Origin of the sequence: Synechococcus sp. MU1611 (genome assembly GCF_020514255.1) — a bacterium.
Classification (GTDB): Bacteria; Cyanobacteriota; Cyanobacteriia; order PCC-6307; family Cyanobiaceae; genus Parasynechococcus.
Genome location: NZ_VTLC01000001.1, coordinates 70,351 through 90,693 on the forward strand (window position 1 = coordinate 70,351; position 20,343 = coordinate 90,693).

Sequence of the window (20,343 nt, forward strand, 5' to 3'; positions counted from 1 at the left end):
GTAAACTCCCCTGATCTGCCCCTTCGGAGACGGTTTTGGCAACCACGGACATCTTCATGCCTGCCCTCAGCTCCACCATGACGGAGGGGAAGATCGTGGAATGGCTGAAACAGCCCGGCGACAAGGTGGCTCGGGGTGAGTCTGTCCTTGTCGTTGAGTCCGACAAAGCAGATATGGACGTTGAGTCGTTTCAGGACGGTTATCTCGCCGCCGTCTTGATGCCTGCCGGCAGCACGGCACCGGTGGGCGAAACCATCGGTCTGATTGTCGAAACCGAAGCCGAGATTGCTGACGCGCAGGCCAAGGCTCCCAGCGCCCCTGCGGCTGCACCAGCCCCTGCACCGGCTCCCACACCAGCTGCGGTTCAGGCTTCAGCTCCGACTCCTGCGCCTGCTCCAGCTCCAGCTCCAGCACCTATCGCCGCCCCTGCTCCGTCGGCGCCGGTTGTGAACGATGGCCGCATCGTGGCGAGCCCCCGGGCCAAAAAGCTCGCGTCCCAGATGGGTGTGGATTTGGCCACGGTGCGTGGCAGCGGGCCCCATGGCCGGATTCAGGCCGAAGACGTTGAACAAGCCTCTGGACAGCCCATCTCTGTCCCCCGTGTGGCGGAGGGTTCCGCTCCTGCGGCTACGGGTCAGCCTGCGGCTGCATCCTCGGCCCCTGCTGCGCCCGCTGGAAACAGCTTTGGTCGGCCCGGCGAGACCGTGGCCTTCAACACCATGCAGGGTGCGGTGAACAAAAACATGGAGGCGAGCCTGGCGGTTCCCTGCTTCCGCGTCGGCTACGCCATCACCACCGACAAGCTGGATGCCTTTTACAAACAGGTGAAGCCGAAGGGCGTCACGATGACGGCGTTGCTTGCCAAGGCGGTGGCCGTCACCTTGGCGCGTCACCCTCAGGTGAATGCCGCCACGACCGCGGCTGGCATGGCCTATCCCGCTGAGGTCAACGTCGCCGTGGCTGTCGCGATGGAAGATGGTGGCTTGATTACACCTGTGCTGCGCAACGCTGATCGCACCGACCTCTATGAGATGTCGCGTCAGTGGGGCGATCTGGTCAAGCGCTCCCGCAGTAAGCAGTTGCAGCCCGAGGAATATTCCACGGGAACCTTCACCCTCTCCAATCTCGGCATGTTCGGGGTTGATCGCTTCGACGCGATCCTTCCCCCAGGCACGGGAGCCATCCTTGCTGTTGCAGCCTCACGGCCCACGGTGGTGGCGGGCAAAGACGGGTCCATCGCCGTCAAGCGTCAGATGCAGGTCAACCTGACGGCGGATCACCGGGTGATTTACGGCGCCGATGGCGCTGCATTCCTGAAGGATCTCGCTGAACTGATCGAGACCCGTCCGGAGAGCTTGGCGCTCTGATCGGTCGTCCGCGTGCCTGACCCCAGGGACCATCAACTCAGCAGCTACGACTACCCTCTACCGCCAGAGCGCATCGCCCAGGCACCGGTCGAGCCCCGTCACAGTGCTCGGTTGTTGATGGTTCCCCCCCAGGGTGAGCCATCAACGGCAGCAGCTCATGGCACGGTGTGGGATCTGCTCGAGCAGCTGCGGCCCGGAGATCTGCTGGTGGTGAATGACACCCGTGTGCTGAAGGCGCGACTGGCGGTGCGTCGTTCCGGGGGTGGGCTGTCCGAATTGCTGGTGCTTGAGCCGCGGGGGGAGGGACGCTGGCTGTGTCTGGCGCGCCCCGCCAAGCGCATGCGGCCAGGAGACAGCCTCACGATTGAGGGAACCTCGATCTGTCTGAAGGTGCTCGCTGAAGATCCAGCGAGCGGTGGACGGGTGGTTCAGTTCCCAAGTGATTGCAGCGATGCTGAAACGATTGAGGGTTTGCTGAATGAAGTGGGCGAAGTGCCTCTACCGCCTTATATCGAACGGCACGATCCCAGTGACAGCCAGCGTTATCAGACTCGCTATGCCGATCGTCCCGGGGCTGTGGCTGCGCCGACGGCTGGACTGCACTTCAGCGATGAGCTCTTGGAGGCCTTGCAGCAGAAAGGGGTTGACCTGGCTCGGATCACCCTTCATGTGGGCCTTGGCACCTTTCGTCCCGTCGAAACGGAAGATCTCACCGCGTTGGAGCTTCACAGCGAATGGGTCGATGTCAGCCCCGCTGTGGTGAAAGCGGTGCAGGCTTGTCGGGGTCGCGTGATTGCCGTGGGCACCACGAGTGTTCGTGCTCTGGAGGGAGCCGCTCAGGCCCATGGCGGCGTTCTGATGCCGTATACGGGGCCGGTGGATCTGGTGATTCAGCCCGGCTATCAGTTCAAGGTGATTCAAGCCTTGCTCACCAACTTTCATCTGCCCAAAAGCTCTTTGCTTCTGTTGGTGAGTGCCCTCATCGGCCGGGAAACCTTGTTGAAGCTGTATGCGGAAGCGATTGAGAGGAACTATCGCTTTTTCTCCTATGGCGATGCCATGTGGATTGATGCTGCGGCGGTGCAGCCCCATGCGGCGCCCACTGGCTTGGCAACGCAATAAAAAAGCCCCGTCCTTGACGGGGCTGGTGCTTGTGGTGCGGAGTGAACTCAGACAGCCACCGGTTGCTCGATGATGCCGGTCGGCACCTCAGCGAACATCACAGACGAGAGGTAACGCTCAGCCAGGTCAGGCAGCACCACCACGATGGTTTTGCCGGCATACTCATCTTTCTCGGCCAGACGAATCGCCGCAGCGGCGGCAGCACCGCAGGAGATGCCGACTAGCAGCCCTTCCTCTTGGGCCAAGCGCAGGGCCATCGCGACGGATTCCTCGTTGGTCACCTGCTCCACCTTGTCGACCACGGAAAGATCGAGGTTTTTGGGGATGAAGCCGGCGCCGATGCCTTGAATCTTGTGGGGACCGGGCTTGATGTCCTCACCGTTCATGGTCTGGGTGATCACCGGGCTGTTGGTCGGTTCGACGGCCACAGCTTCGATGGCTTTTCCGGCTTCATTTTTGATGTAGCGGGAGACGCCGGTGATTGTGCCGCCCGTGCCGACGCCTGCCACCAGCACATCGATGGCGCCATCGCAATCGTTCCAGATCTCCGGACCAGTGGTCTTGAAGTGGATTTCAGGGTTGGCGGGATTGTCGAATTGACCAGGCATGAAGTATTTGGCCGGGTCGCTATCGGCGATTTCTTTGGCCTTGGCGATGGCGCCAGGCATGCCCTTGGCGGCTTCCGTGAGGATCAGTTCGGCGCCGAGAACCGCCATGACCCGACGACGCTCGATCGACATCGATTCAGGCATCGTCAGAATCAGCTTGTAACCCCGGGCAGCCGCAGTGAAGGCCAGAGCGATGCCGGTGTTGCCGGAGGTGGGTTCAACAATCACCTTGCCTTTGGTGAGCTTTCCGCTTTTTTCAGCGTCCCAAATCATGTTGGCGCCGATCCGGCACTTGACGCTGTACGCGGGGTTGCGCCCCTCGATTTTGGCCAGCACGGTGGCCTTGCAATTTTTGGTGACGTTGTTCAGCTTCACCAGCGGGGTGTTGCCGATGGCCTGGCTGTTGTCGTCGTAAATGCGGGACATTGAGCTGCTGCTGTAGGAGGGGCCCGAAGAAAACAAACTAATGATGTTGAGCGGCTCCCCCCTCCGTTGTTAAGGGCTTTTTCAGAGTCTCACCGGACTCTTAGCTATCCAAGGCTCGCTGAAAGCGCATCCAAAGTTCGTCAGGGTCTTCTAAACCCACCGACACCCTGAGTAAATCAGCGGCGACGCCACAGCGCTCGGCCCAGGCCAGTTCGTCGTAGTGGGCAAGCTGGGTGTAGGGGCAAGCCAAGGTGAAATTGGTGCCAAGACTGGGCCCTTTACTGACGCTTAGAGCGTCGTACACCACCTGTGCCTGCTGACGACCTTGCTTCAGTTCGAACGAGAGCAGGCAGCCATAGCCCGCTCCGCTGCGCATCAGAGCTCGAAAATTGGGGCAGTCTTTGGGATGAAGCACCCGTTCGACGGCTGGATGGGTTTTCAGCCGTTCGGCGAGAAGGAGCGCGTGGGCATCCAGCTTTGGTGCCCGTTCCTTTACATCTCGGCTGGCTTCCTCCAAGGCAATGGCATCGGCATCGCCGAGCCCAGCCACCGTCGTGCAGGCGGTGAGCAATGTCCTGGCCCAGGGTGACTGGGGACACACCAACAAGCTGCCAGCCATCACATCACCACGCCCAGCAAAGCTTTTGGTCAAGGAGGTGAAGATCAGATCCGCATAGGGCAAGGCATTGAGGTTGATTCCGGTGCCAATCGTGTCGTCGGCGATCACAGGGATGCCGCGGACGCGGGCCAAGGCCGATACGGCAGGCAGATCAACACAGCGCAGGAGCGGGTTGCTGGGAAGCTCCACAATCACGGCGGCAGGCTCCAGTTGATCTAGCGCTGCTTCAACGTCCGCCATGTCTTGCGGTTGAAGCAGGTCTCCGCCGTGGAAGACCACCCGCGGTTGCTTCAACACATCCACGTAAGGAAAGCCCAGTTGCAGTGTGCTGCGTCCTGGCCGCAGGTTTTGCACCGCAGTGAGGGCTGCATGGAGCCCCGCCATGCCGGAGGGATGAAGGCTGATGTGGTCAGGCCCCACGTCGTGGATGTCGGCTAGGCGTTGTCGAATGGCACGCCGTGCGGCTTCGCCGTCTTCGCTTGTGGGAGGCGCTTCCTGATCCAGGGCGATCGCGGCCTGGCGGGACGAGAGCCCAAGGCCGGTGTGCTGCCAGAACGCTTTGGCGTGGGGAGTGGCCGATGCATCGCTGCGCAGGCAGGAGACGCTCGCGATAGCAATCAACTCAGAACGGCTGTCTGGTGCCTTGCGGCGGCAGTGGGCCAGGGCCGCCTGAGCTGCTGCAGCCGTGGGGTAGGGCCAGACCGTGCTGCCCGCAATCTCGGACGGTTGAGTGAGTTGTCGGATCAGTGGATGCAGCCCGAAGCGGGGATAGATGGTCTTCAGTGCATCGCGGCAGGCCGGATCATTCTCTTCGTAGGCAACAACATCACGCCAGCGCGGCAGCGCGACGGACACCGCATGGGGTGAGTCCGGCAGAGGATGGCCAAGATCGCAGCCCTGCCAGGCCGGATCGTTGAGCAGGTTGCGGGGACTCACGCCAGCAGCTCCAGGGCCTGTTGAAGGTCAGCCTGCAGATCGGCGAGGTCTTCACAGCCCACCGAGAAGCGCACCAGTCCGTCGTCGATTCCCAGCTTTGCTTTCATCTCAGCCGACACGGCGGCGTGGGTCATGGTGGCGGGGTGACAGATCAGGCTCTCGATGCCTCCAAGGCTCTCGGCCATCGTGAACCAGCGCAGCTGCTTGCAGAGGGCATAGGTCTGCTCCTGGCTGGCATTGAAGCTCGCGGTGACGATTGCGCCGCCGGCTGTCATCTGACGGGTCGCCACCTGATGTTGAGGGTGATCACTGCGGTGGGGGTAGCGCACCCAGTTCACCGCTGGGTGCTGGGCCAGTTGATCGGCGAGAGCAGCGGCATTGGCCATCTGCTGCTTGAGCCGCAGCGGCAGGGTCTTGATGCCGCGGGTGATCAGCCAGCAGTCGAAGGGGGAGGGTTGCAGTCCCAATGCCTTTTGGGAGAAGACCATCTTCTGGTGCCAGTCAGGATCGTTGGTGCACACGGCTCCGCCGAGGGCATCGGAGTGGCCGTTGATGTATTTGGTGGTGCTGGTGAGCGAGAGGGTGGCGCCCAGATCCAGCGGGCGCTGAACGAGGGCGGTGGCAAAGGTGTTGTCCACCACCACGGGGATCCCAAGGGTTTGGGTGATGGCGCAGACCGCCTCCAGGTCGATCACCTTGAGCAGCGGGTTGGTGGGACTCTCTAGCCACACCATTGCGGGCTTGCGGGATTGGATCTCCTCCAGCGCTTCCGGCTGGGTGAAGTCCACCCATGCGGTTTTCAGCCCGAACTTGGCGAAGACCTGTTCGAACAGACGCACGGTGCAGCCGTAGAGGTTCTCTTCGCACAGCACCAGATCGCTCTGTTTTAGCTGGGAGACCACAGCGGTAATAGCGCTGACGCCGGAGGCGAAGACGGTGGCGTGAGCGCAGCCCTCGACCGAGGCGAGCACCCCATCGAGGATGCGGAAGTTGGGGTTGCCGGAACGGGTGTAATCAAACCCACCGGGGTTGCCATGGGCGAAGGTGCTGGTGGGAAAGATTGGCGGCATCACCGTGCCGGTGTCGTCCGCGTAGCTGTCGCCGTGGTGGATCACGCGGGTGTTCAGACCTGTGTTCACGGACGATCCGTCGATCCGAACAGGCTAAGAAATCGCCTCCCCCCGCCCAATAAAAAACCCCCACCGTGAGGCGGGGGTTAATTGACGATCGTTTGGATTGAACCGGTGGATCAGTCGAGATCGGGCATGCCCAGCACAGGCTCAGCCTTGCGGTCGATGCCTTTCTCGAAGCCAGCAGCAGCAGCGCGAGCGCGGCCTGCGTGCCAGAGGTGACCAACCAGGAAGAAGAAGGCGAGCACGAACTGCGCTGCACCCAGCCACTGGCGGAGGTTCACATAGTTCACCGAGTTGGGCTCGGTGATGATGCCGCCCACGGAGTTCAGGGAGGCGTTCGGGGCGTGCGTCATGTATTCAGCGGCACGGCGGACCTGCCAGGGCTGAATGTCGTTCTGCAGCTTGTCGAGGCTGAGACCGTTGGGGCCACGCAGGGGCTCCAGCCAGGGACCACGGAAGTCCCAGAAGCGCATGGTTTCACCACCGAAGATGATTTCACCCGTTGGTGAGCGCATCAGATACTTACCAAGGCCGGTGGGGCCCATGGCGGAACCGATGTTGGCGCCGAGGCGCTGGTCACGCACCAGGAAGGTGAAACTCTGAGCTTGGGAAGCCTCAGCGTTTGTGGGGCCCCAGAACTCGGAGGGATAGGCGGTGTTGTTGAACCAGATGTAAGCCGAGGCGATGAAGCTCATGAAGCTCAACGCGCCGAGGCTGTAGCTCAGGTAGGCCTCACCATTCCAGATGAAGGCGCGACGCACCCAACCGAAGGGCTTGGTGATGGCGTGCCAGATACCACCGAAGATCAGAGTCAGGCCGAGCCAGATGTGTCCACCGATGATGTCCTCCATGGAGTTCACACCGATGATCCAGCCTTCGCCACCGAAGGGGGCGCGGAACAGGTAGCCGAAGATCACACCCGGATCGAGAGTCGGGTTGGTGATCAGGCGCACGTCACCGCCGCCGGGGGCCCAAGTGTCGTAGACGCCGCCGAAGAACATGGCCTTGAAGACCAGCAGCAGGCAGCCGACGCCCAGAAGGATCAGGTGATAACCAATGATGTTGGTCATCTGGTTCTTGTCACGCCAGTCCTGGGAGAAGAAGGAGGAGTAGTTCTCCAGAATCTCCGGACCACGCAGGGCGTGATAGAGGCCGCCGAGACCGAGCACGGCGGAGCTGATCAGGTGCAGAACACCGACCACGAAGAAGGGGAAGAGATCAGTGACCTCACCGCCGGGTCCCACGCCATAGCCAAGGGTGGCGACGTGGGGCATGCAGATGAAGCCCTGCTCATACATGGGCTTGTCGAAGGTGAAGTGACTCACCTCGAACAGCATCATTGCGCCGGCCCAGAACACCATCAGACCAGCGTGGGCCACATGGGCACCAAGCAGACGGCCTGACAGGTTGATCAGACGGGCGTTGCCAGACCACCAGGCATACCCGGTGGAGGAGAGGTCTTTGCCGCCAGTGGCGCCAAGACCGGGATTAGAGAGCGTTACCACGGGGCAGAACCTCTTCAGGGAAGACGAAGTTTTCGTGCGGCTGGTCAGCCGGTGCCATCCAGGCACGCAGACCTTCATTCAGAAGGATGTTCTTGGTGTAGAAGGTCTCAAATTCGGGATCTTCTGCAGCACGGATTTCCTGTGACACGAAGTCATAGGCACGCAGGTTGAGGGCCAAGCCGATGATGCCGATGGAGCTGGTCCACAGGCCCATCACAGGCACGAACAGCATGAAGAAGTGCAGCCAGCGCTTGTTGGAGAAGGCGATACCGAAGATCTGGCTCCAGAAGCGGTTGGCGGTGACCATGGAATAGGTCTCTTCTTCCTGAGTGGGCTCAAACGCCTTGAAGGTGTTGGCCTGCTCGCCGTCCTCAAACAGGGTGTTTTCCACGGTGGCGCCGTGAATGGCGCAGAGCAGTGCACCGCCGAGGATGCCGGCGACGCCCATCATGTGGAAGGGGTTCAGGGTCCAGTTATGGAAGCCCTGGAGGAAGAGGAGGAAGCGGAAGATCGCTGCCACACCGAAGGAGGGCGCGAAGAACCAGCTGCTCTGGCCGAGGGGATACATCAGGAAGACACTGACGAACACCGCAATCGGACCGGAGAAGGCGATGGCGTTGTAAGGGCGGATGCCAACCAGACGAGCAATCTCGAACTGGCGAAGCATGAAGCCGATCAAAGCGAAGGCGCCGTGCAGGGCAACGAAGGCCCAAAGACCACCGAGCTGACACCAGCGAACAAAATCACCTTGGGCTTCAGGGCCCCAGAGAAGAAGCAAGCTGTGACCCATCGCATCAGCGGGGGTGGACACAGCAGCGGTAAGGAAGTTGCAACCTTCCAGGTACGAGGAGGCAATGCCGTGGGTGTACCAGGAGGTCACGAAAGTGGTGCCGGTCAGCCAGCCACCAATGGCCAAGTAGGCCGTTGGAAGGAGAAGGATGCCAGACCAGCCAATGAATACGAAGCGGTCGCGCTTGAGCCAGTCATCGAGGACGTCGAACCATCCCCGCTGTGGCGCGCGTCCTACAGCGATCGTCATGAGAGGTGAACGGTGCGGAAAGCCGCAGGCTGTGGGATACGCCGCGACCTTAACAATCTTCAAGCGTCCTGCGGGGCTGAATTCACTGAGCTGAAACCCCTCGTATCGCTTTGTTTCTTAGGGATTTTTTCCTATTTCGACGCATGGGCCTTTCTGCGGTCACAATGGCGCTTCGTTCTGGCTGGGTCATGTCCGCAGCAGTGCTCGAGCAAACCGTGCTCGGCTCCCGTCGTCTCTCGAATTATCTGGTGGCATCTGCCGTCACCATTGGCGGAGTGGGCTTCCTTCTGGCTTCGCTGTCGAGTTATCTCGGTCGTGATCTCTTGCCTCTGGGCCATCCAGCTGCTTTGGTGTTTGTGCCGCAGGGGCTGGTCATGGGGTTGTACAGCCTCGCTGCGGCGTTGCTGGCCACCTATCTCTGGTACGTCATCGGTGTGAATGTCGGCGGTGGCAGTAACCGGTTCGATAAGGACGCCGGTGTGGTGACGATTAGCCGTCGCGGTTTCCGCAAGCCCGTTCTGGTGGAGATCCCTCTCAAGGACGTGAAGGCCGTGAAAGTCGAGGTGCGTGATGGCTTTAATGCTCGACGTCGTGTTGCCCTGAGAATTCAGGGAAGGCGTGACATGCCACTTACCCGTGTCGGCGAACCGCTGCCTCTGGCGCAGTTGGAGCAGGACGGTGCTGAGTTGGCCCGCTTCCTTGGCGTCAATCTCGAGGGGCTCTGATCCGATGCGTCATTTTCGTTTGTGGACGCTGCTGTTTCTCATCCCTCTGCTGGTGAGTTGCAGTCCCTCTCCGCGTGCCTCCGTCGTGACGGGCTGCGCTGATGCTCAGGCGGCCTGTCTGCAGGGGCTGGCCACCATCACCATGCAGACGAGCCAGGGCGAGTTCACGATTGAAGTGAACGGAGATGCTGCACCGCTCACCTCCGGAAATTTTGTTGATCTGGTGAGGCGCGGCACCTACGACGGAACGATGTTTCATCGTGTTGTTCGCGAGCCTGTTCCCTTTGTTGTGCAAGGGGGGGATCCGCAATCCAGCGATCGATCCGTTCCCTTGGGGCAGCTCGGAACGGGCAGCTTTGTTGACCCCGCCAATGGTCAAGCTCGGATGATCCCCCTCGAAATCAAGTTTCGATCGGAGACGCAGCCCCGATACAGCAGGGTCAGCACCAATCCCGCTGACCTGGATGGTCTGGAGCTGACCCATGAACGGGGGGCCGTGGCCATGGCCCGTTCCCAGGCGCCGGATTCCGCTAGTGCACAGTTTTATGTCGCTTTGCGCCCCTTGCCGGAACTGGATGGTCGTTACGCCGTCTTCGGCCGTGTCGTGGACGGCATGGATGTGGTGGATGCGATTCAGCAGGGAGATCGCATTACTAAGGCAGCGCTAAAGGAGTGAACTCAGGCCGGGACCCGGCTCTGGCTCGGGGACACCTTCAGCATTTCTGTGTTCACCCCTGAAGCCCGCTCGAGCGCCACCTTGCCGGTGCGGGCAATTTCGAGAATTCCGAAGGGAGCCATTAACCGTTCCAGGGCTACCAGTTTCCCGGGATCTCCCACCACTTCCAGGGTCATGGCCTCATCGGCCACATCCACGACCTTGGCCCTGAAGACCTGAACGAGTTCGAAAACAGCGCTCCGGGATGCTGCCGGTGCTGAGACTTTCAGCAGCATCAACTCCCGTTCCACAGCGGGGCGCTGGGTGAGGTCCAACACCTGAAGCACATTCACCAGTTTGTCCAGCTGTTTGCTCATCTGCTGGAGCGTCTGGTCATCGCCTTCAACAACCATGGTCAGTCGAGACTGACCTTCCGCCTCCGCTGGACCGACTGCCAGGCTGTCGATATTGAAACCGCGTCGGGCGAAGAGTCCTGCGATCCGGCTGAGTGCTCCGGATTCGTCCTCAACCACCACCGAGAGGGTGTGTTTCATCTCCGCTGGTCGTCCCCTGCCGGTCTGGTCCTCCCAAGTTACGGTCCAGCCAGGGCAACAACACAGAAAGGAAGCGATCGGGCGCTTCGTCATGGGGGCAGTGACCGCAGCGATCCAGCACGCGCAGTACGAGTTGTGGATGCGTGGCTGCCAGGGATTCCCCGATCGCCAGGGGCACAAATCGATCCTGACGTCCCCAGATCAGAAGCATGGGGGATTGGAGCTGCTCGAGCAGTGCGGGGGCAGTGGCTCCTCTGGGGCGCTTCGACATGCCCAGGCTCATGCCCCGGAGGGCCTGAGCTGCCGTGCGCCTTCGGGCAGGACGGGCAACCAGCTGAAGCAGTTCTTGATCGGATTGGATCGAACTCCAGTAGGCCCCCTGTAGCCCGGCTTTGAGCAAACCTGTGCGCGCGATCAAGGGCACCACAAGTTCAAGAGGCAGAAGGTGCAGAACCAGCCAAAGCAGGCGCCGCTGCCAGCGCCGTCGCCAGGGCGAGCGACGTTTCGGTAGCGGTTGGATCAGGGCGGGGTCCGGTAGCGGAGCTGCAACTACCGCTTGCACCCTGTCGGGCCGCAGCACCGCTGCGGTGAGCGCAGTCAGGCCCCCCAAGGAGTTGCCGATCACCACCGCTGGTCCTTGAACCACTTGATCGAGGAACGCGCAGACCTGCTGCGCCCAGAGCCGGTTGTCCATTGGCCGCGCCGGCTGGGCGGATTGGCCGAAACCCAGCAGATCCAGGCTGTAGACCCGCCAGCCATGATCAGCCAATCGCGGCGCAAAGTGGCGCCAGTGTCCGCTGGCGGCGCCGAAACCGTGCAACAGCAGCAGAGTGGGTCCCGCTTCAGGGCCGCTGACGCGCCAGTGGCAGGGCCAGCCTCTCCAGCACCAGGTGCTTGGAACGCCCCACTCGGCAGTCTGGATGGCAGCAGACGGCACCCTTCTGACCTCAACCGATCATCACTATCGCGAAGGTCTGGCTGAGTTCAGCCTTGGCCCAGGGTTTTTCAGGCCTGAGTCACGCCCGGCACGCGATCTGTCGGTGTTGCTGGCCCGCCACCAGAAGGCAAGCGCAACGCAACCACTCCGTTGGCTTGATCTGATGGCCGGTTGCGGGGTCAGGGCGCTGCGCTGGGGCCTGGAGGCGTTGGGCAGCGATGCCGCTGAGACAGAGCTCTGGATCAACGATGGTGATCCGGATCGGCTGCCGCTGATCCAGTCCAATGTGCAGGCATTGGGGTGCTCAACGCGGCTCAGCGCGGAGGCGGCAGATTTGTTGCTTTATCGGTCGATCCTTCAGCGGCAGCGGTTCGATTTCATCGACCTCGATGCCTTTGGGGCTTCGGGGAGCTTGATTCAGCCGGTCCTTCAGGCTTTGCGCTTCGACGGCCTGTTGTTTCTGGCATCGACGGATGGCCGTTCCCCCACCGGTCATGACCGTGTTGGTGCGATTCGAAGCCTTGGAGCCGCAGCCCGCGTGCATCCCGCTAGCTGGGAAATGGCCCTGCGGCAGCAGATCGGCCTGGTGGCCCGGCAGGCCTGGCTTCTGGGCCACGGTGTGCAGCCCCTGTTCAGCTTCAGTGAAGGGCGCACCTTTCGCCTCGCCCTGCGCTTGCTGCGTCAGATCCCAGCGGGCGATGAGAAGAAGCTTGGGCTGGTGGCGCGTTGTGAACGATGCGGTGCTCAACGGGTGCAGCCTCTGCTGAAGCTCAGCGGCTGGCCTGCTTGTCATTGCGTGGACGGTCAGGGGAGGTGGAGCATCAGTGGCCCTTTGTGGATTGGTCCTCTGCAGGAAGAGCCTCTTTTGCAGCAGCTCATTGCCGATGCCCAAGACCTTGGTCTTCAGCAGATCAGCCCTGTCACCCTGCGCTTGTTATGGCGCCTGCAGGCGGATCCGGGGGATTGCCCCACGGTCTGGCCTACAGATGAGCTGGCCTCGCGATTGGGAGGCGGTGGGCCGCCAGCCCTCGCTCGACTGGTGCAGGCGCTCCATGCCGAGGGCTACCGCGCAAGTGCCAGTGGAGTCATGCCAGCACAGGTTCGAACCGATGCGGAATTGCCGCAGCTGTTACAGATCTGCACCAGCCTGCGGGGGGAAGGGATTTAAATGGGCGTGCGATCGCTTTGCCCAGACCATGGCTGCTGAGATTTTTGGAACTGCTGCGATCTTCTGGGTGTTGATTCCCATCGGCCTCGCTGGTGGTGCTCTGCTGCTGAAACTGCAGGGCGACGACTGAAGCAGTCGCTTTGAAGCGGGGGCCATTAGGCTCCCCTCTTCGCGAGGAAGGCGCCGATGCAAGTGCTTGTGGTGGGTGGCACGGGCACCCTGGGACGACAGATCGCCCGTCGTGCCATCGATGCCGGCCACCAGGTGCGTTGCATGGTGCGGGCGCCCCGCAAAGCTGCTTTTCTTCAGGAATGGGGTTGTGAGTTGACCCGTGGCGACCTGCTCGAACCAGACAGCCTGGATTACGCCCTTGAAGGCGTCGATGCCGTTATCGATGCGTCCACAAGTCGGCCCAACGATCCACGCAGCATCTACGTGACGGATTGGGACGGAAAGCTCAATCTGCTTCGTGCCTGCGAAAGGGCTGGTGTCAAGCGTTTTGTCTTTCTCTCCTTGCTGGGAGCCCATCAACATCGCGATGTTCCATTGATGGACATCAAGGCCTGCACGGAGAAGCTGCTGGAGTCATCGGATCTGGATTACACGATCCTGCAGGGTGCTGCGTTCATGCAGGGGGTGATCAGCCAGTTCGCCATCCCTGTTTTGGAGAGCCAAACCGTTTGGGTCAGTGGCAGCCCTACGGCCATTGCCTACATGAACACCCAGGACATGGCTCGATTCGCTGTTGCGGCTCTCGAGCGGCCGGAGACCGTTCGCAGTACCTACCCGGTCGTCGGGCCTAAGCCCTGGAATACCGGTGAACTGGTGCAGCTGTGCGAACGCTGCAGTGGCAAGACGGCCAGGGTGTTTCGGGTTCAGCCCTTCTTGATCAACCTGATGCAGGGTGTGGCCTCCTTCTTTGAGCCTGCCGTCAACGTGGCGGAGCGGCTTGCATTTGCAGAGGTCACCGGTAGCGGTCAGACCCTCGACGCTCCGATGCAAACCAGCTACGCAGCGTTTGGTCTCGACGAATCCGAAACCACCGAGATGGAGAGTTACATCAGTGAGTACTACGACACGATCTTGAAGCGTTTGCGTGAGATGGAAGCGGATCTCGACAAGGACGCGAAGAAAAAGCTCCCCTTCTGAACCTTGATACTCCTTGGTTCTTTTGTACTATCGCCTTAATTGATCCTTTTCTGATGGCTGTCGCTCAGCTCAAAAATCTGCAGCGGCGTCTGCAATTGTTGTCGGATGAAGCAGAACAGGGTCTCAACCGTGTTTGCGGTCATGAGTTGTGGAAGTCGGTGGGGCCCGATGCGGTTGATGGTGTGGCGGATCCGGACCGTCGCGCCGAGGCCAACTACTGGTACGGCCAGTGGAATGTGGTGCGTGAGCTGCAGGAGGCCATTGGCTGATGGCTGAGTCGTGTTGTCCTCCCTCTCAGCCCCAGTCTCTGGATCAAACACAGGCTGTTGAAGCCCGTTACGGAGCCGCTGCACACGAGCAGGAAGCCTGCTTGTGCACCCCGGTTGGCTTCGACCCTGCCCTGCTGAGAGTGATTCCCGATGCTGTTGTCGAGCGTGATTACGGCTGCGGTGATCCCACCCGGTGGGTGAAGCAGGGTGATCGTGTGCTCGACCTTGGCAGCGGCAGCGGTAAAAACGCCTTCATCTGCAGCCAAATTGTCGGCAAGTCCGGCAGCGTCACCGGTGTGGATCGCAATGACGACATGCTTGTCCTGTCGCGGTCGGCGATCCCGGTCGTGGCGTCAGCAGTGGGGTTCGACAACGTCCGTTTTGTTGATGGAGCCATCGAAGCCCTTGATGCGCCTGCTGCCGGGGGAGAGCCCCTGATTGCCGATGCCTCGATGGATGTTGTGCTGAGCAACTGTGTGCTCAATCTGGTGAATCCATCCTCCCGCTACAGGCTTCTGGCCAACATTCGCCGGGTTCTTGCTCCCGGCGGACGGGTTGCCATTAGCGACATCGTCTGCGATCAGGTTGTGCCCCTGCGTTTGCAGCAGGACCCTGATCTTTGGAGTGGGTGTATCAGTGGCGCCTGGCAGGAGCAGGATTTCTTGGAAGCCTTCGAGGCCCTTGGTTTTGAGCAGGTTCGCTATGCAGAGCGCAGCGAAAAGCCCTGGCGCGAGGTGGAGGGCATTGCGTTTCGCGCGGTCACCCTCGTCGGTTCCCTCCCCGACAAGGGCCAGAAGAGATCGGCTTGCTGCTGATGAGCTTGTTGAGCCGCTCCTGTTCAGCACCTGTCACTGCACGCCAGTCTCCGGCTTGAAGTTCTTTCAGGTCCAGCGGTGGTCCATTGTCCATCAAGTCAATGCAGCAGCGCACCAAACGCAATGTCGGTAGTCCGACGGCCGCAGTCATGCGTCGCACTTGCCGGTTGCGTCCTTCGGTAAGTGACAGCTGTAGCCAGCTGGTGGGGATCTTGGCGCGATAACGAATGGGAGGCCTTCTATCGGGGAGTTGCGGTTGGTCGAGCCCTTGAAGCCACTGTGCTTTCGCCGGCAGGGTGCGACGGCCTTGAATGACAACACCATCCCGAAGCTGTTGCAGCTGTTCGATGGTGGGCGTGCCTTCGACTTGCGCCCAGTAGCTGCGCCAATGGCCAAAGCGTGGGTTGGTGAGGCGCTGTTGCAGGCGACCGTTGCTGGTGAGGATCAGCAGCCCCTCGCTGTCGGCGTCAAGACGCCCAGCGGCGTAGACCTGGGGCACGTCAACAAAGTCGCTCAAGCACCCCCAACGGCTCCCTTCCTCCGGCGTGAATTGACTCAAGACCCCAAAGGGTTTGTTCAGCAGCAGCGTCGTCAAGTCAGCTCGCGTTCTCTCGCATCCTCCACAGGTTGACCACGCCGACGGAGATCAGCAGCAGACCGAGATCCATGCTCAACGGGGGAAGAATCACGGCAGGGGGAGAGGGGTCGGCGTTGGAGCCTAAGGGCTCTGTTCTCTCGGCGGGGCGCAAGTGGCCTTCTAAACTGATACCAGCAAGACAGAATTGGCTACCGACGCATGATCGAAACCTCGGGCGTGATCGAGAAGGAACAGGGCAACGGGTTCTATCTGGTCACCCTCGAGCAGCCTGCAGGCCACCAATGCCTTTGCAGAGCGGCTGGAAAGCTCACCAAGTTTCGAATCAAATTGCTCGCCGGTGACAAGGTTCTGGTGGAAATCAGCCCCTATGACCTCACCCGTGGCCGCATCACTTATCGGGAACGCAATGCGGGTGCTCCTGGTGGTCGTCCCGGTGGAAACCGCCCCGGTGGACCTCGCCGTCGTTGATGTCCGCTGCCCTCAGGCGGCAGCCTGAAGGCAGGATTCAATCGCAGCCTTGAATTCGCTGCGCTGCTTGACGCCGCGCCATTGCTTCACCATCGCTTTCTGGTGGAACAGCTGAACTGTGGGTGTGCCATTGACCCCTGCCTGTTCAGCGATCTGCTGATCAGCTTCGATGTCGATGACAACAGCCTGGGCAGATCCATTCAGCTCTTCAATCACCCGTCGCAGCTGAGGCTTCAGCACGTGGCAAGGGCCGCAGCTTGGTGAGGTATAGATCACAAGCAGAGGCTTCGTGCTGTCGTGATAAAGCTTGCGCAGGGCAAAGCTTCCCTTCTGCCATAGACCTTGAGGGTCGTAGGTCGCTTCTGTGGTGACCTCCACGTTGACCGGACGTTCCGCCACCGCTGGCTCCACGTCTTGGCGTTGCACCCGGGTTGCCAGGTTGTGATGGCTTAGCCAGCGCTCTGCTGCCAAGGCTGCTTTGCAGCCACTTCCGGCTGCGGTGATGCCCTGACGCCATTCAGCATCAGCCACATCGCCGGCAGCGAAGACGCCCTCCAAGGACGTTTCCGGACGCCCCACTTCCGTTTTCAGATAACCCTTCTCATCGAGATCAAGTTGCCCCTGAAGCAGATCAGTGTTGGGGGTGTGGCCAATGGCATAGAAGAGCCCTTTGACAGCAAGGCTCTGAGAACTGCCTTCATTGCGATCCCGCAGGGTCATCGACTGCATCCAGTCATCTCCGCTGACGTCAACGATCTCGCTGTTCCAGTGCACGGTGATGGCGTCATTGGCCAAGACCCGATCAGCCATGGCTGCGCTGGCACGGAGTTTGTCCGAGCGCACCACCAAATGGACGTGGCTTCCGTATTTGGTGAGGTACACCGCTTCCTCGCAGGCGGAATCTCCGCCGCCGACCACGGCAAGCTCCTCGTTGCGGAACTGCGGCGTGGCCCCGTCACAGATCGCGCAGGCGCTGATGCCCTTGCTCCAAAAGGCACTCTCTGACGGAAGTTTGAGACGGTTTGCACTGGCTCCGGTGGCGATCACCAGGGCATGGGTGTGGATGGTCTGACCGTCGACTTCAATGCGATAGGGCTTCGACGTCAGATCAATGCTGTCGGCATCGGCTTCCAGCAGGTGGGTGCCCCAACGAACAGCCTGGGACTTCATCAGATCCATCAGGTCAGGACCGAGAACACCATCCGGAAAACCGGGAAAATTCTCGACATGAGTCGTGGTCATCAACTGTCCGCCGGGGATACCCCCGCGTTGAAAGCCGGTGATCAGCAGCGGTTGCAGGTTGGCGCGTGCTGCATAGATGGCCGCCGTATAACCGGCTGGGCCTGAACCGACGACAACCAGATTTTCGATGTGATCCGAACCGCCTTGAACCACCGCTAAAGCGAACTGACTATGAGTTAAATCTAAAGCCCTGCTTGAGCCAGTGGTGGGTTGTAACCCGAAAAAAGATGTATCAGGCTTGGGGGAATTTAAGGTTGTTTTTAGATTTCAACCTGGGAATCGTTGGACGTTGGGTCGTGAATCGGCCGACGCTTGCTTGGATTGCGCGGAACGGCCAAAACATTGGCCTCAAGCATCTCTATGTTTTCTCCTATGCAAGTGATCCACTCGCAGAATTCTTGGGTGATGGCATAACTGTCTTCATAGCGCTCTTCCTTGTCCAGGACAGCGATGCGCGTGGATGCCCAGCCGCTTGCAACGATGACCCGGCGTTCCATTGCGGCATCCATAACTGACTCCTCGATGTTGATCAGGTTGACGGATCGGGGGTCCCATTCGGCCCATCCATTCGCACAAGTTCGCATTTTTCTCTGACCAAAGCTGTGTTCAGCGCTGCAAAAAAGTGGGCAATTCGGGTGTTTTCAGGCGGATCACCGCACCGGCTCCATCTTCAACCGCTTCGAGGGGAAGGCTGGGGCCGCGCCATGGCCCAACACCCTGCAGGTCATCCTGGGAGTCCTGGCCCTGAGGGCGCAGAACGTAAGGCTCTGCCACCGACCATGACCGTGCGTAGTCCATGAGCAGTGGGTCTGCCGGAGCGAAGATGAAGGAGGCTTCTCGGGGGATGGCTTCGCAGGCGGCTAGCTCTGGTGTCATCCGCACGGCCCGGGTGATGCCCTGCACAAAACGGCTGCGGGTCACAACGGTGGTCAGATAGGCAACCACCCTTAGGCGTGGTGCATCAAAGCCTTCCGCGCACATGTCAATGCTCACAAGCCAATCGGCACTCCCGCTTTGGAAGGCGTTCAAGCGTTCCGTCGCTTGGGGGCTCTGGGAATGAATCAGCTCCACCCGGTTGCCGTCTTCAATCAACACCCGGCTGATGGCCTCGGCGTGATTGATGTCGCGGGCGATGACAAGGCCAGCTGACTGTGGCTGACGCTCCTGAAGTTGATTCAGTTTCTGCTGCGCTCTCAGCAGCACCTGCTGGCCAATGCTGCTGCTGTCGGCTAGGCGTATGGCGCGACGCAGGTTGCGAGCACGCCAGCTTTCCCGCTGTTCGGACGAAAGGGGGGAAACGTCGCGATCGGGTAGTCCCTCGCGGCTGTGTTCTACCCAGCCGTCTTGAAAGCGGAACTCCAGGGGGCGGACATCCCCTGCCGCGATCAGGTCCCTTGGTTCCACGCAGAGATCCGGACGGATCTGCTCGACCCAGCCACCGTCGTCCAGTTGAACCCGGATTCGACGGGCGGCGCAGAACCTCAGGTTGTCGGCACGAAAGGGGGTTCCTGTGAGTCCCAGACGCAGGCTGACGGTGTTGGTCAGCTCCAGAAAGGTCTGCCCCCAGGCTGTTGCGTCCGGTTCGTCGGGATTGACGCCGAGATGGTGTGCCTCATCGGCGATCGCCATGCAGGCGCTTGTGCCCCATTCCTCAAGACGTGCTCGCAGCGCGTCGCGTTGACGACCCGCACCCTGATATGTCACCAAAAGACCGTCTGCTCTAAGGCTCTGTTCCGGCGTGCAGGGCCACTCCTCCAGCCGCAAGCCGAGACGAGCAGCGGCTGATTTCCATTGATTCAGGATTGAGGTGCGGTGGCAGAAGACCACGAAATGGTTCAGCCGGCCTAGATCCCGCATCGCGCGGAATCCCAGCAGGGCACCCAGTGTTTTCCCCGCTCCTGGGCCTGCAAACACAAGAAGGTCGCGGCTGCTGCCCTGAAGCTCAAGCCTGCGTCGCAGGAGTTGGATCAGCTGTTGCTGCCATTGTCTTGGTTGGACAGGTACTGGGTCCTGATCGGTGTTGACCTTGGACGGGAGGTTGAAGCTGACGGCTGAGATATCGCCCCCCCGGGAAGATGAGTCTTTTTAACCATTCTTTTGCGCCGTGGCATCTCTACCGTCCGGCCATCAGCTCCATCGGGATCGGGTCCCGCCCATCGCCATGGCCCAACGCTCCTTCTTCAGCAGCCCTCTCGATCAGCATCGCGATCAACTGGATGGCTGTTGGGAACTCGATTGCGACATCGACCCATTGATTCTTCGAGCGCGCGTTCTGCATCGCCGCGGAGAGCTGAGCTGGGCCCTTGGACTTGAACAGGAAGTGCTGCCGATCGTTTGATTCGGCAGCACGTTTTGGCGCCAGAGCCTTGCTTCAGAGCGCTTCAGCGTGGTTAACCACCAAGTGTTCCACTTCCATTAAGGCCTCTTCTGAGGCGGAGCGAGCGGCCTTGAAATCCCCCTTCGCTGAGTTCAGCATCTGCTCAGCAAGCCGATCCAGCAGCTCTTCCCGGCGTTCCTCAAGCATCGCCACGATTTCGGTTTCCACAAGCGTGCGGACCGCCTGGATGCGCAGGTCATCGTTCTCCGCTTCTGCAAATGTGCCCTGCACGAGTTCCTGGATGAACAGGCGGTGCACTTCGCTGCTGCGCAGAAAGCTTTCCGTGGCGTTGATCATCCCGTCAACCAGGGTTCGATCGGGCTCGCATTCGCCGTCATTCAACTTGAATTCCCAGTCGAGGTGCCGCCGCTGCCAGCCGGCCGTGTGCAGGCTGGGCATCACGCTTTGGGAGAAGGTGTCGACGGAGATTTCATAGATCCGCTCCGCCAGCCGTTCACACCAGTCCTTGCCGTGCAACTGGAGGGTGGACTGCATGGTTTCCCGTTCAACGGCGTGGCCGCCGTGGTGGCTGTGACAGAGGCCGTCGGGACACTCGATTGCGCTGAGACCCATGAGGAGCACAGAGGATGCACTTCACGTAGCAAGAGCAACAGAAGAGGGGGGCTTTCTT

The 20,343-nt window shown here is 60.7% G+C and carries 23 protein-coding genes; 11 read left to right on the forward strand and 12 right to left on the reverse strand.

Going from position 1 to position 20,343, the window contains the following annotated elements:
• Positions 1–35: 35 nt before the first annotated feature.
• Positions 36–1,367, forward strand: coding sequence for a dihydrolipoamide acetyltransferase family protein (locus FZZ92_RS00360; RefSeq protein ID WP_226398718.1), 1,332 nt, complete (start codon positions 36–38; stop codon positions 1,365–1,367).
• Between the two features lie 12 nt (positions 1,368–1,379).
• Positions 1,380–2,489 carry a tRNA preQ1(34) S-adenosylmethionine ribosyltransferase-isomerase QueA gene (gene queA / locus FZZ92_RS00365; RefSeq protein ID WP_226398719.1) on the forward strand — a complete coding sequence of 370 codons (1,110 nt, stop codon included), beginning with the start codon at positions 1,380–1,382 and terminating at the stop codon, positions 2,487–2,489.
• Between the two features lie 47 nt (positions 2,490–2,536).
• Here the strand turns inward: queA and cysK are convergent, their stop codons facing one another.
• The 5 genes from cysK to psbD form a co-directional block, all read right to left on the reverse strand.
• Positions 2,537–3,523 (reverse strand): cysteine synthase A, encoded by a 987-nt coding sequence (gene cysK / locus FZZ92_RS00370; RefSeq protein WP_226398720.1) that lies wholly within the window; start codon positions 3,521–3,523, stop codon positions 2,537–2,539.
• 100 nt (positions 3,524–3,623) lie between these two features.
• Entirely contained in the window at positions 3,624–5,078 is a 1,455-nt protein-coding gene (locus FZZ92_RS00375) for a PLP-dependent transferase (RefSeq protein WP_226422307.1), read from the reverse strand.
• Positions 5,075–6,217, reverse strand: coding sequence for a PLP-dependent aspartate aminotransferase family protein (locus tag FZZ92_RS00380; protein ID WP_226422308.1), 1,143 nt, complete (start codon positions 6,215–6,217; stop codon positions 5,075–5,077). Before FZZ92_RS00380 ends, FZZ92_RS00375 begins: the two co-directional genes overlap by 4 nt.
• Before the next feature lie 110 nt (positions 6,218–6,327).
• Positions 6,328–7,716, reverse strand: coding sequence for a photosystem II reaction center protein CP43 (psbC, locus tag FZZ92_RS00385; RefSeq protein WP_115022594.1), 1,389 nt, complete (start codon positions 7,714–7,716; stop codon positions 6,328–6,330).
• Positions 7,700–8,755, reverse strand: coding sequence for a photosystem II D2 protein (photosystem q(a) protein) (psbD, locus tag FZZ92_RS00390; RefSeq protein WP_166018486.1), 1,056 nt, complete (start codon positions 8,753–8,755; stop codon positions 7,700–7,702). Before psbD ends, psbC begins: the two co-directional genes overlap by 17 nt.
• Positions 8,756–8,943: 188 nt before the next feature.
• Here psbD and FZZ92_RS00395 point away from each other — a divergent pair, with 188 nt between their 5' ends.
• Both FZZ92_RS00395 and FZZ92_RS00400 read left to right on the forward strand, forming a co-directional pair.
• Positions 8,944–9,480, forward strand: coding sequence for a photosystem I assembly protein Ycf4 (locus tag FZZ92_RS00395; protein ID WP_115025401.1), 537 nt, complete (start codon positions 8,944–8,946; stop codon positions 9,478–9,480).
• 4 nt (positions 9,481–9,484) lie between these two features.
• Positions 9,485–10,156, forward strand: a complete 672-nt coding sequence (locus FZZ92_RS00400; protein ID WP_226422309.1) for a peptidylprolyl isomerase — start codon at positions 9,485–9,487, stop codon at positions 10,154–10,156.
• 2 nt (positions 10,157–10,158) lie between these two features.
• On the opposite strand, the gene ilvN is transcribed toward FZZ92_RS00400, so the two are convergent.
• Positions 10,159–10,689, reverse strand: coding sequence for an acetolactate synthase small subunit (gene ilvN / locus FZZ92_RS00405; RefSeq protein ID WP_226422310.1), 531 nt, complete (start codon positions 10,687–10,689; stop codon positions 10,159–10,161).
• Positions 10,661–11,626, reverse strand: a complete 966-nt coding sequence (locus tag FZZ92_RS00410; RefSeq protein WP_226422311.1) for an alpha/beta fold hydrolase — start codon at positions 11,624–11,626, stop codon at positions 10,661–10,663. The genes ilvN and FZZ92_RS00410 overlap by 29 nt, the downstream gene beginning before the upstream one ends.
• Here FZZ92_RS00410 and FZZ92_RS00415 point away from each other — a divergent pair.
• Genes FZZ92_RS00415 through FZZ92_RS00435 form a run of 5 tightly spaced genes read left to right on the forward strand, consistent with a single transcriptional unit; the run spans position 11,610 to position 15,027 of the window.
• Positions 11,610–12,794: a N2,N2-dimethylguanosine tRNA methyltransferase gene (locus FZZ92_RS00415; protein WP_226422312.1), complete on the forward strand. Its 1,185-nt coding sequence runs from the start codon at positions 11,610–11,612 to the stop codon at positions 12,792–12,794. The genes FZZ92_RS00410 and FZZ92_RS00415 overlap by 17 nt on opposite strands.
• Before the next feature lie 28 nt (positions 12,795–12,822).
• Positions 12,823–12,924, forward strand: coding sequence for a cytochrome b6-f complex subunit PetM (gene petM / locus FZZ92_RS00420; protein ID WP_038553686.1), 102 nt, complete (start codon positions 12,823–12,825; stop codon positions 12,922–12,924).
• Positions 12,925–12,980: 56 nt separating this feature from the next.
• Entirely contained in the window at positions 12,981–13,943 is a 963-nt protein-coding gene (locus FZZ92_RS00425; protein WP_226422313.1) for an NAD(P)H-binding protein, read from the forward strand.
• A gap of 53 nt (positions 13,944–13,996) precedes the next feature.
• Entirely contained in the window at positions 13,997–14,212 is a 216-nt protein-coding gene (locus FZZ92_RS00430) for a hypothetical protein (protein WP_006851288.1), read from the forward strand.
• Complete coding sequence (locus FZZ92_RS00435) at positions 14,212–15,027, forward strand: methyltransferase domain-containing protein (RefSeq protein WP_226422314.1); 816 nt, start codon at positions 14,212–14,214, stop codon at positions 15,025–15,027. The genes FZZ92_RS00430 and FZZ92_RS00435 overlap by 1 nt, the downstream gene beginning before the upstream one ends.
• Here the strand turns inward: FZZ92_RS00435 and FZZ92_RS00440 are convergent.
• Complete coding sequence (locus tag FZZ92_RS00440; RefSeq protein ID WP_226422315.1) at positions 14,972–15,622, reverse strand: pseudouridine synthase; 651 nt, start codon at positions 15,620–15,622, stop codon at positions 14,972–14,974. The genes FZZ92_RS00435 and FZZ92_RS00440 overlap by 56 nt on opposite strands.
• Before the next feature lie 201 nt (positions 15,623–15,823).
• On the opposite strand from FZZ92_RS00440, the gene infA reads away from it, so the two are divergent.
• Positions 15,824–16,093 (forward strand): translation initiation factor IF-1, encoded by a 270-nt coding sequence (gene infA, locus FZZ92_RS00445; RefSeq protein ID WP_006041809.1) that lies wholly within the window; start codon positions 15,824–15,826, stop codon positions 16,091–16,093.
• A 12-nt stretch (positions 16,094–16,105) separates the two neighbouring features.
• Here infA and trxB read toward each other — a convergent pair whose 3' ends face one another.
• The 3 genes from trxB to FZZ92_RS00460 form a co-directional block, all read right to left on the reverse strand.
• Complete coding sequence (gene trxB, locus FZZ92_RS00450; RefSeq protein WP_226398885.1) at positions 16,106–17,488, reverse strand: thioredoxin-disulfide reductase; 1,383 nt, start codon at positions 17,486–17,488, stop codon at positions 16,106–16,108.
• Between the two features lie 107 nt (positions 17,489–17,595).
• Complete coding sequence (locus FZZ92_RS00455; protein WP_115095344.1) at positions 17,596–17,844, reverse strand: hypothetical protein; 249 nt, start codon at positions 17,842–17,844, stop codon at positions 17,596–17,598.
• Between the two features lie 97 nt (positions 17,845–17,941).
• A complete protein-coding gene (locus tag FZZ92_RS00460) occupies positions 17,942–19,303 on the reverse strand; it encodes a DEAD/DEAH box helicase (RefSeq protein ID WP_370631238.1) in 1,362 nt (453 codons plus the stop codon).
• Positions 19,304–19,439: 136 nt separating this feature from the next.
• Here FZZ92_RS00460 and FZZ92_RS00465 point away from each other — a divergent pair, with 136 nt between their 5' ends.
• Positions 19,440–19,673 (forward strand): hypothetical protein, encoded by a 234-nt coding sequence (locus FZZ92_RS00465; protein ID WP_166016973.1) that lies wholly within the window; start codon positions 19,440–19,442, stop codon positions 19,671–19,673.
• Between the two features lie 33 nt (positions 19,674–19,706).
• Here FZZ92_RS00465 and FZZ92_RS00470 read toward each other — a convergent pair whose 3' ends face one another.
• A complete protein-coding gene (locus tag FZZ92_RS00470; protein ID WP_115025339.1) occupies positions 19,707–20,285 on the reverse strand; it encodes an EF-1 guanine nucleotide exchange domain-containing protein in 579 nt (192 codons plus the stop codon).
• Positions 20,286–20,343: the final 58 nt, after the last annotated feature.

Coding starts and splice junctions, on each gene's coding strand:
- cysK (WP_226398720.1), bottom strand. CDS start 3,523: ATGTCCCGCATTTACGACGACAACAGCCAGGCCATCGGCAACACCCCG.
- psbD (WP_166018486.1), bottom strand. CDS start 8,755: ATGACGATCGCTGTAGGACGCGCGCCACAGCGGGGATGGTTCGACGTC.
- FZZ92_RS00395 (WP_115025401.1), top strand. CDS start 8,944: ATGTCCGCAGCAGTGCTCGAGCAAACCGTGCTCGGCTCCCGTCGTCTC.
- FZZ92_RS00400 (WP_226422309.1), top strand. CDS start 9,485: ATGCGTCATTTTCGTTTGTGGACGCTGCTGTTTCTCATCCCTCTGCTG.
- ilvN (WP_226422310.1), bottom strand. CDS start 10,689: ATGAAACACACCCTCTCGGTGGTGGTTGAGGACGAATCCGGAGCACTC.
- FZZ92_RS00415 (WP_226422312.1), top strand. CDS start 11,610: ATGGCAGCAGACGGCACCCTTCTGACCTCAACCGATCATCACTATCGC.
- petM (WP_038553686.1), top strand. CDS start 12,823: ATGGCTGCTGAGATTTTTGGAACTGCTGCGATCTTCTGGGTGTTGATT.
- FZZ92_RS00425 (WP_226422313.1), top strand. CDS start 12,981: ATGCAAGTGCTTGTGGTGGGTGGCACGGGCACCCTGGGACGACAGATC.
- FZZ92_RS00430 (WP_006851288.1), top strand. CDS start 13,997: ATGGCTGTCGCTCAGCTCAAAAATCTGCAGCGGCGTCTGCAATTGTTG.
- FZZ92_RS00435 (WP_226422314.1), top strand. CDS start 14,212: ATGGCTGAGTCGTGTTGTCCTCCCTCTCAGCCCCAGTCTCTGGATCAA.
- infA (WP_006041809.1), top strand. CDS start 15,824: ATGATCGAAACCTCGGGCGTGATCGAGAAGGAACAGGGCAACGGGTTC.
- FZZ92_RS00455 (WP_115095344.1), bottom strand. CDS start 17,844: ATGGATGCCGCAATGGAACGCCGGGTCATCGTTGCAAGCGGCTGGGCA.
- FZZ92_RS00470 (WP_115025339.1), bottom strand. CDS start 20,285: ATGGGTCTCAGCGCAATCGAGTGTCCCGACGGCCTCTGTCACAGCCAC.